This window comes from Pedobacter ginsenosidimutans (assembly GCF_001442625.1).
GTDB classification, from domain to species: domain Bacteria; phylum Bacteroidota; class Bacteroidia; order Sphingobacteriales; family Sphingobacteriaceae; genus Pedobacter; species Pedobacter ginsenosidimutans.
The window spans coordinates 193,444-208,797 of record NZ_LMZQ01000002.1; the positions used below are offsets into that span (position 1 = coordinate 193,444).

Below are 15,354 nucleotides of genomic sequence, written 5' to 3' on the forward strand. Positions count from 1 at the left end.
TACTAATGCCCAATTATAGAAATTTTTTTTCGTTATTTTCCGTTCACAATAACTAAAATTTTTTGGTATATCTATTTTAAATCTTCATTTTTGCTAAAATTTTTATCATTATGGAGATTGCGGGTATTACTTTACTAATCGTTATTTTAATAGTCCTGGTTATTTTATTATTGAAGAAACCACAGGCTGCTCTTTCTATTATCTCGGTAGAAGACTTCGAAAGAACAAAAAGTGAAAATGAATCGTTAAAGATCAGTCTGGCCAAAGCAGACGAACGGGTTTCTAATTTATCTGCCGAAAAAGAGCACATTACCACCTTACTTAAACAAGAGCAGCAACGCCTAATTGATGAATTACAGGCGGAGCGCGATCGGCTTGCCGACGCCAACAGAGAGTTGGAAAGTACCAGGTCTTTTTACCTGGCTGAAAAAGAAAAACTTGCCGAACAAAAGCTAAGTTTTGAACAGTCGCAAGAAAAATTAAACAAAGACTTTGAATTAATTGCCAATAAAATACTGGAGGAAAAATCGAGCAAATTTATTGAGCAGAACAGAACTAATCTGGATATCATCTTAAATCCTTTGAAAGAAAATATTAAAGCTTTTGAAGATAAAGTAGAAAAGGTTTACAAAGCCGAATCGGATGAAAGAAATACATTGAAAGGTGTAATTTCATTATTAATGGATCAAAGTAAACAGATTCAGGAAGATGCCAATAATTTAACCAAGGCTTTAAAAGGCGATAGCAAAAAGCAGGGGAATTGGGGAGAAGTGATTTTGGAAAAGGTTTTGGAACGCTCGGGTTTAGTGCGCGATCAGGAGTACCGCATTCAAGCCTCGCATATATCCGCCGAAGGCGGTCGGTACCAGCCCGATGTGGTAATTGACCTGCCAGACAATAAACATCTTGTGGTCGACGCTAAGGTATCATTGGTTGCTTATGAGCGTTCCGTATCAGCCGAGAGCGATGAAGAGCGTGAAGGCTATGTAAAACAGCATTTAACCTCAATTAAGAATCACATCCAGGAACTATCTGCTAAAAACTACCAGGATTTATATAAAATCAATTCTCCTGACTTTGTTTTGCTGTTTGTTCCAATCGAATCTTCTTTCAGCATTGCGGTGCAAAAGGATGCCGAACTATTCAATTTTGCATGGGATAGAAGGGTAGTAATTGTGAGTCCATCAACCTTATTAGCCACCTTGCGCACCATTGCCAGCATGTGGAAACAGGAACGCCAAAACCGGAATGTAATGGAAATTGCCCGTTTAAGTGGAAGCATGTACGATAAGTTTGTAGGCTTTATTGCTGATATGGAAAATATTGGTAAACACATTAAAAACGGGCAGGATGCTTATGATAAAGCCATTAATAAGTTGTCAATCGGCGCGGGAAATTTAACCAATACTTCAGAAAAGATTAAAAAATTAGGCGCAAAAACCACCAAACAGATTGACACTAAATATCTGGATATCAATGAGGAATAGGTAAATTCGGTTGATTTTTTAGGCCTAAAATTATAGCTAAAAACTTATAAATTTAGTGATTTTTTTTGACGTACCTAGGACGATTTTTTTATTTTAAGCCTTTTCAGTTGATATAGCGTGCTTTTTGAATTCAAAGAAAATCGTCATTGCGAGGAAGCTTATTCAGCCGGCGAAGCAATCTCAATTTGAGTCGTTATAATGAAGACGTATCTTTTTTTAAGTGATAGATAATTGCAAAAAACAAAATAATGATGCTTGCAACCCATAAATAATACCCTGAAGAAAATGATATAATTTTTGCTGTAGAGCCACTTTCAGAAATCAATATTTCTTTCCAACGAGCAAAAGAAATAGCTAATAAACTGGAAATCAGAATAAATAATATGGATACTTTTTTATTTTTTGCAAATAAAAATAATGCTATGAAATAAAATGGATTAGCTAGCCAAATTAAAAATTCCGAAGTACCACCGCCAAATAATCCAATTCCGCCAATTAGTAAATAGATAAATGATTGATCAGATTCCAGGCCTCTACCACCATCAAAAACAAAAGCTGGTCTAATCAACGAAAAAATAAAAAGACCAACACTTAAATAAATTGCTGGTCTTTTCAGATCATAAGTGAATATTTTCATTTACTTATTAAAAGCATTCCAACCTTGAGCCTTTAGCTCGTGTACTTTTTCTGATTTTGAAACCATTTTGCAGCCCGAATTTTTATCGGTAACATGGCCAATCACAGTGATATCTACATCATGTTTCAGTTTTTTATAATCATCCTGACTAATGGTAAACAACAACTCATAATCTTCACCACCGCTTAATGCACAAACCGTTGGGTCTAAACCTAATTCGCGGGCGGTTTCGTAAGTCATTGGATCTAAAGGAATTTTCTCCTCGTAAATGGTTATTCCTTTATCTGATTGTTCTGCCAAATGCAAAATTTCGGAAGCTAAACCATCCGAAACATCGATCATAGAAGTGGGTTTGATATTCATTTCATCTAAAAGCGCAACAATATCCATCCTTGCTTCTGGTTTCAATTGTCTTTCGATGATATAATCTTTACCTTCTAAGTCTGGTTGGATCTGTGGATTTTCCAGATAGATTAATTTCTCTCTCTCTAAAATCTGCAGGCCTAAGTAAGCACCACCCAAATCGCCCGAAACACACAATAAATCATGTTCTTGAGCACCATTTCTGTATACTACTTTATCGGCATCGGCATAACCAATACTGGTAATACTAATCACCAAACCTTGCTTGCTTGATGAAGTATCTCCGCCAATTAAATCAATGTTGTATTTGTTGCAGGCCAGTTCGATTCCTTTATAAATTTCTTCAACAGCCTCTAACGGGAATTTACTCGACAAACCCAGCGAAACTGTAATTTGGCTTGCTTTTCCATTCATGGCATAAATATCACTCAAATTTACCTGAACAGCTTTATAACCTAAGTGCATTAAAGGCACATAAGCCAAGTCGAAATGGATGCCTTCTAACAATAAATCAGTCGAAATTAAGATCTGCTTTCCTTTAGCATCTAAAACAGCAGCATCATCGCCAACCCCTTTTACTGAATAATCGTTTTTAATTTTAAAATTAGTCGTCAGGTGTTTAATCAACCCAAATTCGCCTAATTCATTAATATCTGTACGCTCTTTATTTTCAAACATAAATTATATTATATTATAATTATCGTCATGCTGAACTTGTTTCAGCATCTCAATTTAAAAGACCCTGAAACAAGTTCAGGGTGACGGATTTTATCTATTTAATACTCTCCATCCAGTTTTTACCTTCGGTAAACCGGGCAATTAACATGGCCGCAACATTATCGCCTGTAGCATTTAACAGGGTCGCCATCGGATCTACCAAAGTTCCAATAATCATAGCTGGTGGTAACGCTTCTGGTGGTAATTGATAAGCCGAGATCATTAATAACTCGCCAATATAACCGCCATTTGGTATTCCACCTTCTACAATACTCACCAATACAGTAATGCCCAGTGCCAAAATTATGGTATCAGCATGTACTAAATCTTTACCAAAAATGGCAAAAACAACCGCAATTTTAACAATAGAACTAATACTCGAACCATCCTTATGCAAGGTTGAACCTAATGGAATCGTCACATTGGTAATGTAATCAGGTACGCCCATTTTTCGCGCACCATCTAAATTTGCCGGAATGGTGGCAATACTGCTACAGGTTCCGATTGAAGTTAAAGACGGCACTATATTATTTTTCCAAAATACTTTTATCGCTTTAAACCCACCTGCAACAAAAGCATATAAAGTGAAAAAAACGATAAAATAAAATGCGCCTACGCCATAGTATAAACCTAAAGCTTTGGCATAGGTTCCAAAAAGCTGTGGACCGAAAACCCCAACCTGATAGGCAAAATAAGCACCTAAACCAATCGGTCCTAGTTTCATAATCAAAATGATGAGTTTTTTCATCACTTCATTACCCGAAACCAGGAAATTCTTAAATCCATCACCATCTTTCCCGGAATATAGCGTAGAAAAACCAACGAGTACTGAAAAAATAATCAGTGCAAGCATGTTTTTCCTACTTCCGATCTCAAAAAACTCTCCTACGGTTAATAGCTGCGTCATTTGTTCGCCAAACGACTGTATTTTTTCAGGTTCAGTTGGTAAAGGGGTATTTCCCAGTTGTTGATGAATAGGAAAAATCCATGTGGCAACCAGGGTTAAAACCGCAGAAATGAGAATGGTAGAAAGAAAGACCAAAACCATAATGGTTAATAATCTCCCTAACTTTTTTGTTCTATCTATATTCGCAATTGCCGATGAAACCGCAAAAAATACCAATGGAATAACAGCGGTAAACAACAGGTTTAAAAATATATCGCCTAACGGTTTTATACTTTCAACGCTTTTCCCAAAAATTAAGCCCACAATACTTCCAAAAGTTATTCCTGCCAAAAGCCATAGTAAGCCCGAGTAATTTTTAAGAATGTTGTTTTTTTCCATAAATATTTAAATAAACCTTGCAGGTTTTAAAAACCTGTAAGGTTTGATCGATTTTATAGCCCCAACTCTGCTGAAATATCCAGCATTCTTTGAATAGGTTTACGGGCAAGCTCAATAATATGCTCAGGTACAGTTACTTCTGGCAAACCATTTTTAATACATAAATATAGTTTTTCTAAAGTATTTCTTTTCATGTATGGGCAATCGTTACAAGCACAGCTGTTATTCGGGGGCGCCGGAATAAATGTTTTTGTTGGATTTGCCTTTTCCATCTGATGGATAATGCCACTTTCGGTTGCTACAATAAATTCGGTAGCTGGATTGGTGATGGTGTATTTTAAAAGTCCCGTTGTTGAACCGATATAATCAGCCATTTTCAAAACCACTTCTTCACACTCGGGGTGCGCAATAAACTTAGCATTCGGATGGCGTTCTTTCAGTTTTGTAATTTTCTCCTGCGAAAAAATTTCATGTACCATACAGGCTCCATTCCACAATACCAAATCGCGCCCGGTTTTCTTTGCTACATAAGCACCTAGATTTCGATCGGGACCGAATATTATTTTTTGGTCTTTAGGTAAACTCTCTACAATTTGAACCGCATTCGTACTTGTACAAACAATGTCACTTAAAGCTTTTAATTCGGCCGTGCAGTTTACATAAGTGATCACCAGGTGATCTGGATATTTTTCTTTAAACTTTCTAAACAGATGGGGTGGACAACTATCTGCTAATGAGCATCCTGCTTTTACATCTGGTAGTAAAACGGTTTTATCAGGCGATAATATCTTTGCTGTTTCGGCCATAAAATGTACGCCGGCAAACACAATTACATCAGCATCTGTTTTTGCTGCTTCTTGCGATAAGCCTAAACTATCACCAATATAATCTGCAATATCCTGAATGTCAGGTTCTTGGTAGTAATGTGCAAGAATAATCGCATTCTTTTCCTTTTTTAATTTCTCAATCTCGGCAAAAAGATCGAGCGTAGGATCAATTTCTTCTTCTGCGAAACCTTTTTTATTGATTTCTTCTAAGACATCTATGTTCATTTTAAAATTTTCCTTTTTTGAATTTTGACGTTGGTCAAAGATAAAGCTTTCAACGTCTCAATAATTAATAAGTATTTTTAAATAAATAAATCTTGTTTGTTTATTAGTGTGTTAGTATTGTTGGCAAGTTTCGAAAAAAAGTTCTTTTATATAAGTTGTTAATCGTTTACTAACATTTAGATTACATTTCTCTAATATCATGAGTTTGATTTTCAGCACTATCGAAAAGTCGCTCAATTTTTATCAATACCCGAATGTTAATTGTTTATAAGTGGGTAAAAAGTTAATTACTTGTACAAAGGTGCTCAAAAATTACTTAAAAGATTGTGGCAAATTGTCTTTTTAGAGTAGCTTTAAACATTCAAATTTATTTGTTAGGATAATTTAGACACAGAGTTAACATTTATCAACTAGTTGTTAACATCGTGGATAAAGTAAATGTTTTTATTAATGAGAAAAGTAGATTTTCTGGTAATTGGTTCAGGTATAGCGGGTTTGAGTTTTGCACTTAAAGCAGCAAAGTTTGGTAAGGTTTTAATTGTTACTAAATCGAACGAAGACGAATCGAATACAAAGTACGCTCAGGGCGGTGTTGCGGTTGTGGTAGATAAAGGTGATTCTTTTGAAAAACATATAGATGATACTCTGATTGCGGGCGATGGATTATGTGATGAAAAAATTGTGGAAATCGTTGTAAAAGAGGGGCCTCAGCGTATTCAGGAGATCATTGATTATGGTATAAACTTCGATAAGGATAACTCAGGTTTTTACGATTTAGCTAAAGAAGGCGGACACTCTGAACACCGTGTTTTACACTATAAAGACATCACCGGATACGAGATTGAAAGGGTGTTGCTGAATGAAATTCATGAGAATAACAACATAGAGATATTAACACATTACTTTGCGCTGGAGTTAATTACCCAGCATCACCTGGGTGAGTTTGTGGATAAACGTACCGAAGATATTAACTGTTATGGTATATATGCCTTTAACACAGAGCTTAACGATGTGGAAAAGATTGTGGCAAATGTGACTGTGATGGCTTCGGGCGGTGCCGGACACGTGTATTCGGCCACAACAAATCCGGTTATTGCAACAGGTGATGGTATGGCAATGGTTTACCGCGCAAAAGGAAAAGTGAGGAATATGGAGTTTATTCAGTTCCATCCAACAGCTTTGTATCATCCTGGAGAGTACCCATCGTTCCTGATATCGGAAGCTGTTAGGGGTTTTGGTGGTGTTTTAAGACGTAAGAATGGCGAGGAGTTTATGCATGAATATGATGAACGTAAATCATTGGCACCACGTGATATTGTAGCCCGTGCAGTAGATAATGAAATGAAGAAATCGGGTGATGACTTTGTTTACCTTGATATTACCATGCGTAAGAAGGCAGATATTCTAAAACACTTTCCTAATATATATGCTAAATGTTTATCGATAGGGATAGATATGACGAAAGATTTTATTCCGGTTACACCTGCATCTCATTATATGTGTGGTGGTATTCTGGTTGATGAATATGGTCGTTCTTCAATTAAAAATCTTTATGCCTGTGGTGAATGTTCTTCTACAGGTTTGCATGGAGCTAACCGTTTGGCATCCAACTCATTACTGGAAGCTACTGTTTTTGCACATCGCATTTACCAGGATGCTATTGAAAACTTCAAGAATAATATTATTCCAGATCATATTCCTGAATGGGATTCGAAAGGGGTTACCCAAAGCAATGAAGATGTATTGGTTACGCATAACCTTAGGGAATTGCAAAAAGTTATGGGCGATTATGTGGGTATTGTCCGTTCTGATTTCCGTTTGGAAAGAGCACATCGTCGCTTATTTTTAATTTATCAGGAAACAGAAGAGTTTTATAAAAAGAATAAGGTTTCAGTTAAACTTTGTGAATTGCGTAATGTAATTCAAACAGCTTATCTGGTGATCAAATCTGCCATGCAACGAAAAGAGAGCAGGGGATTACATTATACTACCGATTATCCTGAACATGCAAAAGAACTGGTAGATACTGTTTTTTAACCATTGTCAGTCTGAGCCTGTCGAAGACCAGTAAGATAGTGCTTCGACAAGCTCAGCATGACATCATAAAACTTACATTATTCATCAAACATATTACACTTAAAATGCCTCTAATACTACCCGTAAAAGATAAATATCCTGAAATTGGAAAAGATAATTTTATTGCAGAGAACGCTACAATAGTGGGTGATGTTATAATAGGTGACAAATGCTCAGTATGGTTTAATGCCGTAATCAGAGGCGATGTAAATGCCATTACGATCGGAAATGAGTCGAACATACAAGATGGTGCGGTAATTCATGCAACTTACTTAAAAGCTTCTACACACATCGGTAATAGGGTATCTGTAGGGCATAATGCCATTGTACATGGCTGTACCGTTCAGGATAATGTTTTAATCGGTATGGGGGCCATCGTAATGGATCATGCGGTTATAGAAGAGTATTGTATCATTGCAGCCGGATCTGTAGTACTGGAAAATACCATTTGTGAAACGGGTTATTTATATGCCGGTACACCTGCAAAAAAAATAAAGCCCATTACTGATGAGCAAAGGGCTTTGTTGAATAAACTGCCTGATAATTATATCATGTATTCGGGGTGGTTTACCCAATAGTTTCAGTCATTTCTACTGAAGTGAAGTTACCAAGAGTCGTTACCCTGAATTTATTTCAGGGTCTATCATGCTAGAAAGATGCTGAAATAAATTCAGCATGACGATTGGATGCGAAAGACCTAAAAATTTTTTGCTAAAAAAATATAGGTTTCTCCACTACGGTCGAAATGACAACCTCTATATTGAGTAAATCTATTTTAATCACTTAGGAGGTGCAGGTATTACCAATGGATCTTCACGTTCCCAGTTCGGTTTTAAATCCATTAAAGCTTTTAAATACCATACTTTTTCGGGCTGATATCCTTCTTTAACATTTCCGGTATCCCAGATTCCGTTTTTATTATCATCATAAATTACCCTGAGCATATATTTGCCAGCTGGATATTTAGAAAAAGTAACTTTTGAGTTTTTGCTGACCGGAAAAGATTTTATGATATCCTTTTTTTCATTTAAAAACTGCACAACATATCTTTTCGAAGTATCTGGAACAGTTACGTTTAATACCAGGGTGGTATAAGCATCCGAACTTTCGAGTGAAAAACGTTTGGTTACATCTTTATTTTTAGCATTGAATATAGCTGTAAAAGCACCTGCAGCTAACTTTAAATCATAGGTCCTTTTATTTTTCCAGGGATATTTAATGTAGTATTTAAGAAAATCAACACTGTCTTTTACTACCTCAAAAGCCGTCCGTTTTACTGAGTCTTCTAAAAGTGTGATTTTAGATGGATCTGCAGCAGCAATTGGAAAAGGAAAGCTTAGCGTTAACTGTTGGAAAGGGTTTAACTTGCCGCCCAATAAATTATCAGAAATCGTTACATCGCGTGTGTAAGTGTCTTTTTTACCCCGGGTAAAGTTTAAGGTCTGTAAAACTTTACCTTGATCTTGTATGGCAACTTTAACCGAATCGAAGCTTAAGTCTTTTAGCCATATTTTGGCGGTATCATTGTTTTTAGAGAAATGGACAAACTTACCTACGTCTACAGCTGGTGGGTCTGTAATGGTTATTTTAGGGCTTTTAAGCTGCTGGTTAAAGATGATTGATATACTGCCGTCATTATTTAGTTTTCGGTCTAATACGCGGAATTCTGGTGCTAACTCTTTAAAAATCTGCAGATCTACGTTCTCTATATTTTTATCTATTACAATAGGCTCTTTTACAAATCCAACTTCGTCCGAAATCTGCTGGTATATTTTATCACCTCCGCCGCTACTTTCTTTAACCGCATATACTTTATAGGTACCTTTTCTTAGGTTATTTAATTTGTACGTTCCGGCACTATCGGTGGTGGTATATATTGACGGACGTTTTTTTCCAAAAATGGTATCTCTTTCTAAAGGCAGAATAAATACGGTAACTTCTTTCTCAGGTTCGTCTGTTAGCGAATTGATTACCTTGCCGCTTAATGATAACGAATCTATTTCCGGGCCGGTAGAAAAAACATAAGATAAATTTTTAACTACGTTTCCTTCGTTAACATCAGCAACAGACTTTCCGAAGTTTAAGGTATAGGTCGTATTTTTTTCTAAAGAATCCTTAAGATTAATTTCTAATCTTTTTTGCCTCTTTTTTAACTCCGGAGTTTTTTCCTGATCGGGTGAAATGGAAAATTCTTTAAACTCATCTTTAAGATTAAAATATTCATCAAACTCGATCACAATTTTTTTAGCATTAAAATTCCTCGTTTGATTTTTTGGAGTCATGCTTAAAACTTTTGGTGGCTTGGTATCTTTTGGCCCACCTTGAGGTGTTTGAATACTTGCACAACCAAAAAATAGGAGCAAGGTTGTTACAACCGCTAAATTTTTAAGGGTAAAATACTGAGCTTTTAAATTTGGCATATTTTAAACGTTCTGACGAATTTTTATACTTTTTGGAACCGTAACATTAAAAAATCTTTTTTTTAGCTTATATCGCTTTATTTTAAGCCTGTTTTAAAATTCGTAAAATTCTGATAATCAATTACTTATTAATATAGACCATTAAAACCGATATATCTGAAGGTGAAACGCCAGAAATCCGTGATGCCTGACCTAAAGTACGTGGTTTGATCTTAAATAATTTTTCTCTGGCCTCTTTTGAAATGGAAACAATTTTATTGTAATCGAAATCTGGTTTAATTTCTTTGTCTTCCATCTTCAGCATCTTGGCTACAATTTCATTTTCCTTTTCAAAATAACTTTCGTATTTAATTTTGATTTCTGCTTGCTCAATCGTTTCGTTATCTAAATCTTTTGTGGCTTCCGCAAGCGCTTTGCTTACTTTAATCAGATCTGGTAAACCAACATGAGGTCTGCCAACCAAACTGTGTATTTTAACATTTTGATTTAAAACACTCGACCCTAAACTTTCGAGCATAGGATTTGCATCGCTCATTTCAATACCCTGGTTTTTGGTGAACTTAACCAAAGCATCAGCATTTGCAATTTTCTGATTTACTTTTTCTAAACGCTCGTCAGAAATTAAACCAAGCTCATGTCCGATAGGAGATAAGCGGATATCAGCATTGTCCTGCCTCAATAATAAACGGTGTTCCGCTCTCGATGTAAACATGCGATAAGGCTCTTCCGTTCCTTTCGTTACCAGGTCATCAATTAAAACACCAATATAACTGTCAGATCTTTTCATGATCAGTTCGTGTTTATCAGTGATTTTTTGGTGTGCATTTATACCCGCCATGAAACCTTGACAAGCTGCTTCTTCATATCCTGTGGTTCCATTAATTTGTCCGGCTAGAAATAAATTGCTGATCAATTTAGTTTCTAGTGTTAAAGACAATTGGGTAGGTGGGAAGAAATCGTACTCGATGGCATAACCTGGTCTGAACATTTTTGCCTGTTCAAAACCTGGTATCAATCTTAAAGCTTTAAATTGTACATCTTCAGGAAGTGAAGTTGAAAATCCATTTACATAAATTTCACAAGTGTTCCATCCTTCTGGTTCAACAAAAATCTGATGCCTGTCACGCTCCGCAAAACGGTTAATTTTATCTTCAATGGACGGACAGTATCTCGGGCCTAAACCTTTAATTCTTCCAGTAAACATTGGCGATTTTTCAAAGCCTTCTTTTAAAGTTTCATGAACATCTCCATTGGTATAGGTGATCCAGCAACAGCGTTGATCGGTCGAAACTTCGGTATCAGTGTATGAGAATTTACCTGGGTTTTCATCTCCCCATTGTTCTTCCATTTTGGTATAATCTAAACTTCTTCCATCTACACGTGGGGGAGTACCGGTTTTCATCCGGCCTGCTTCCATGCCTAGCTCTACCAGTTGTTCGGTAATTCCTGTTGATGCTCTTTCGGCTGTTCTGCCTCCTCCAAATTTCTTTTCTCCTATGTGCATTATACCGTTTAAGAAGGTTCCATTGGTAAGCACTACCGCAGTACTTTCTATCTCGATACCTAAAGATGTTTTAACACCATGTATCGTATTATCTTTTACCAATAGGCCTACAACACTGTCTTGCCAGATATCAAGATTAGGTGTCCTTTCCAAGGCTAAACGCCATTCTTCTGCAAAGCGCATTCTATCAATCTGTGCTCTCGGACTCCACATAGCAGGGCCTTTTGATTTATTGAGCATTCTAAATTGAATGGTCGATTTATCAGAGATGATACCTGAATAGCCGCCCATAGCATCTACCTCGCGAACAATCTGTCCTTTAGCTACACCACCCATGGCAGGGTTACAACTCATCTGGGCAATGGTGCCCATGTTCATTGTTATTAATAAAACAGATGATCCTAAATTGGCAGCAGCAGCAGCAGCTTCACAGCCTGCATGACCAGCACCAACAACAATCAAATCGTATTTTGAAAACATTTTATTTTATATTTCTTAATTGTTCCACGTGGAACAATTGGTTTTTATTTTAGTATTACGAGATGCTGAAACAAGTTCAGCATGACGATTTGTTGATGTTCCACGTGAAACATAACGCGGAAAACATCTTTGAATTGCAATCGCTTATTCTGAAAGCTCAAGCCAGCGCATGGTGAATTCGTCAAGCTTGGCCTGAAGCAATTCTATCTCGTTTGAAACTTCCTGGATTTTTACATAGTCGGTCGCGTCAATTTTAACTAAACTTTCATTAAGCGAAGCTATTTTGTTTTCTGTTTCTGCGATGCCTTTTTCACTATCTTCTAATTCTTTCTGTTCCTTGAAACTTAATTTTTTTACCGATTTTACGGGTGCTTGTTCTACAACGGGGGCAGGGGATTTCTTTGTTTCTGTTTTTACTTTTGGTTGCTCTAAACTTAAGCGGTACTCAGAATAATTACCGTTATAAATTTTAACCACACCTTCGCCTTCCATGATAAACAACTGATCGCTCATTTTATCGAGCAGGTATCTGTCGTGTGAAACCAACATCAATATGCCTGGGAAATTCTCTAAAAATTCTTCAAGAACGTTCAGCGTGTCAATGTCAAGATCGTTCGTTGGCTCATCCAAAATTAAAAAGTTTGGATTTTGCATCAGCACTTTCATCAGGTTCAAACGCTTCTTTTCTCCACCACTTAATTTCTCAACCATACCATGTTGTTTCTTCGGTGGGAAGAGAAATAAGGTTAATAGGGCAGAAGCAGTAATTACAGAACCATCAGCCATCTTGATATATTCGGCGTCTGATTTTACAATATCAATTACCCTTTCCTTCGGATCGAAAGTTAAACCGCCCTGTTTGTAATAACCGAAAACAGTAGTTTCACCAGTGTCAACTATACCTGCATCTGGTTTCAAATGACTGGTAATAATATTTAATAAGGTAGATTTTCCTGTTCCGTTTTTTCCAGCAAGGCCAATACGATCGCCTTTTTTAAAGGTATAACTAAAATCGTTGATGATCGGACGTCCGTCAAAAGCTTTTTGAACGTGTTCTAGCTCAATAATCTTCCCGCCTTGGCGAGACATCTTCATTTGGAGGTTAATACTCTGATTATCAGTCTTTTTCTTGGTTTTTTCCTCTAAATCGTAAAAAGCATTAATTCTTGCGTTAGATTTCGTTGCCCGGGCCTGTGGCATGCGCCTCATCCACTCTAATTCTTTCTTTAATAGCTGTTGGTTCTTGTGTAAAACCGTCGCGTCTAAAGCTTCTCTTTCGCTTTTCTTTTCTAAGAAATAAGCATAGTTTCCGTTATAGTTAAATATTTTTCCTCTATCTAGCTCTACAATAGTATTGCAAACATTATCCAAAAAGTACCTGTCGTGAGTAACGAGTAAAATAGTTTTTTGCCCGGTAGTTAATAATTTCTCCAACCATTCAATGGTATCAATATCCAAATGGTTGGTTGGCTCATCAAGTACCAAAATTTCCGGATCTTCAATCAACAGCTTAGCCAGGGCCAAACGTTTCTTTTGCCCGCCAGATAGGGTAGATATTTTCTGTTGAAGATGAGTAATGCCCATTCTGTTTAAAATGGTTTTAATCTCATGTTCATATTCCCACGCATTGTGTTCGCTTAATTCTTCATATAAACGATTAAGCGTTTTTTCGTCCGGATTAGGGTCTTCAATTAATTCTTCATATTCCTTAATTAACTGTTGTTGTTTATTCTCAAGAGAGAATATGTGGTCGCTAATAGAAAAACCTTCCGTAAATTGTGGTTCCTGATCGAGAAAACCGATTTTAACAGCTTTATTTTTTACAATTTTACCTTCGAGCGGAGGGAACATTTCTGCCAATAATTTCAAAAGTGTACTCTTACCAGCACCATTAATTCCAACCAACGCCACGCGCTGACCAGAGTTAATACCCAAGGTTAAATTTTTAAATAGCCATTCGTCATGATAACCATGCCCTAAGCCTTCTGCCGCAATTAGTGTGCTCAATTTTTTTGTATTTCGGATTTATAAAGGAAAATTAGTGCAAAAGTAAGTATAAAATATTTGGAACGGCATAATCAAATTGTAAAGCAATCTGTATCAGTTAAAAATGGCAGAATATTGATGGATAAGTTATTGGTTAAATAACCCGATTAGTCATTGGCGTTGTTGATGCAGACTAGCTTCTTTAAGTTACGGGATATGGTTTAATACGAAGGTTATTTATCTGTTTCGGTTGTAAATGGTTTAAAAAGAAAACAGCGGTTGGACTCGCTCCACCGCTGCTTCAATCATTAACTAAAACTAAACTTTATCTTGATATAATGCCCATAATATAAATTCCAGCACATTATGTAATTGTTGTTTTTTGAATATAAGACTGCGGTTGATTGGAAATGTTGCAGGCGATTTCTGTGTATTATACCAGCATAGATTAATTGTCGACGAACACCCGTAACTGTTAGACGAACGGGGAACCAGGGGACGGAAGACGCCAAACAAATTGATAACAACAGATTTAAAATTACCTGTTAAAATGTGTGCCATACTGCGAAGTATGATTGTAAGAACTGGCAAAAAACTTATGGAAAATTAACGGTTGAGACGGGTTTGGTTCGGAGTTAGTTCGGACTTAAGACAGAGTTGTGACAATGGTACCCGAACAAAGCCTGTTTAAACTCCGAGATTTATGCATTAAAAAATGCTAGTAATGGTTTACTTGAATGGAAGTAAATAATAGGGGAGTCATTTGCTGTGGTCAGCTGGTTCTGCCATGCGAATTATAAAAGGCTAGTAGATAACCTGAAAATGGATGTAGTAGTGTGTAACTAAAAAGAAACTTAGATCAGGCCAACTTCTGCTCTATAGCTTAAATACTCATCTTCTTTCTGCGTCATGAGGCTTTTAGCGGCTTTTCCTTTGTCTTTGTAACCCAGTAAATGGAGCGTACCATGGATCATAATGCGGCAAACCTCATCAAATTCGATTGTTTTGAAGGTTTTGGCGTTTTCTTTAACGCGCTCAATGCTGATGAAAATATCGCTTACAATCTGTTTTTCTTCTTCTGAGTTATCGAAAGTAATGATATCGGTATAAGTATCATGGTTTAAATATTGCTGGTTAATACCCAGCAGGTATTCGTCGCTACAGAAAATAAAATTAAGCTCCTGCAATTTAAAGCCTTCTTTTTCAATCGTAGCTTTAATCCACTTCTTCACCTTAAGCTTCTGAGGAAGATTATAGCTAACTGATTCTGTGAAAAATGATATTGCAGGCATGTTATTGTGTTTATGGCCGCAAATTTAATTAAAAATTTAAAGTGGTGGTTAGGGG

11 protein-coding genes are annotated in these 15,354 nt (G+C 36.5%); 3 read left to right on the forward strand and 8 right to left on the reverse strand.

The genetic code is table 11. The annotated features are described in order from the left end of the window. Positions 1-110: 110 nt before the first annotated feature. Entirely contained in the window at positions 111-1,487 is a 1,377-nt protein-coding gene (locus ASU31_RS03440; protein WP_057930998.1) for a DNA recombination protein RmuC, read from the forward strand. 193 nt (positions 1,488-1,680) lie between these two features. Here ASU31_RS03440 and ASU31_RS03445 read toward each other — a convergent pair whose 3' ends face one another. The 4 genes from ASU31_RS03445 to nadA form a co-directional block, all read right to left on the reverse strand. After that, the gene (locus tag ASU31_RS03445; protein WP_057930999.1) at positions 1,681-2,124 is read right to left on the reverse strand and encodes a hypothetical protein; all 444 of its coding nucleotides are present in this window, start codon (positions 2,122-2,124) and stop codon (positions 1,681-1,683) included. Beyond that, positions 2,125-3,165, reverse strand: coding sequence for a thiamine-phosphate kinase (gene thiL, locus ASU31_RS03450; RefSeq protein WP_057931000.1), 1,041 nt, complete (start codon positions 3,163-3,165; stop codon positions 2,125-2,127). A 94-nt stretch (positions 3,166-3,259) separates the two neighbouring features. Beyond that, positions 3,260-4,489 (reverse strand): dicarboxylate/amino acid:cation symporter, encoded by a 1,230-nt coding sequence (locus tag ASU31_RS03455; protein ID WP_209434953.1) that lies wholly within the window; start codon positions 4,487-4,489, stop codon positions 3,260-3,262. A 53-nt stretch (positions 4,490-4,542) separates the two neighbouring features. Further along, a complete protein-coding gene (gene nadA, locus ASU31_RS03460) occupies positions 4,543-5,583 on the reverse strand; it encodes a quinolinate synthase NadA (RefSeq protein WP_280739777.1) in 1,041 nt (346 codons plus the stop codon). 408 nt (positions 5,584-5,991) lie between these two features. Here nadA and nadB point away from each other — a divergent pair, with 408 nt between their 5' ends. After that, positions 5,992-7,578 (forward strand): L-aspartate oxidase, encoded by a 1,587-nt coding sequence (nadB, locus tag ASU31_RS03465; protein WP_057931091.1) that lies wholly within the window; start codon positions 5,992-5,994, stop codon positions 7,576-7,578. A gap of 104 nt (positions 7,579-7,682) precedes the next feature. After that, positions 7,683-8,195 (forward strand): gamma carbonic anhydrase family protein, encoded by a 513-nt coding sequence (locus ASU31_RS03470; protein ID WP_057931003.1) that lies wholly within the window; start codon positions 7,683-7,685, stop codon positions 8,193-8,195. Positions 8,196-8,396: 201 nt separating this feature from the next. Here the strand turns inward: ASU31_RS03470 and ASU31_RS03475 are convergent, their stop codons facing one another. The 4 genes from ASU31_RS03475 to ybeY all read right to left on the reverse strand — a co-directional run bounded on the left by ASU31_RS03475 (position 8,397) and on the right by ybeY (position 15,299). Continuing rightward, positions 8,397-10,037 (reverse strand): Ig-like domain-containing protein, encoded by a 1,641-nt coding sequence (locus ASU31_RS03475; protein ID WP_057931004.1) that lies wholly within the window; start codon positions 10,035-10,037, stop codon positions 8,397-8,399. Between the two features lie 121 nt (positions 10,038-10,158). Then, the gene (mnmG, locus tag ASU31_RS03480) at positions 10,159-12,021 is read right to left on the reverse strand and encodes a tRNA uridine-5-carboxymethylaminomethyl(34) synthesis enzyme MnmG (RefSeq protein ID WP_057931005.1); all 1,863 of its coding nucleotides are present in this window, start codon (positions 12,019-12,021) and stop codon (positions 10,159-10,161) included. Positions 12,022-12,165: 144 nt separating this feature from the next. Next, positions 12,166-14,028: an ABC-F family ATP-binding cassette domain-containing protein gene (locus ASU31_RS03485; protein WP_057931006.1), complete on the reverse strand. Its 1,863-nt coding sequence runs from the start codon at positions 14,026-14,028 to the stop codon at positions 12,166-12,168. Positions 14,029-14,861: 833 nt separating this feature from the next. Further along, positions 14,862-15,299, reverse strand: coding sequence for an rRNA maturation RNase YbeY (ybeY, locus tag ASU31_RS03495; protein ID WP_057931008.1), 438 nt, complete (start codon positions 15,297-15,299; stop codon positions 14,862-14,864). Between the last annotated feature and the right edge of the window lie 55 nt (positions 15,300-15,354).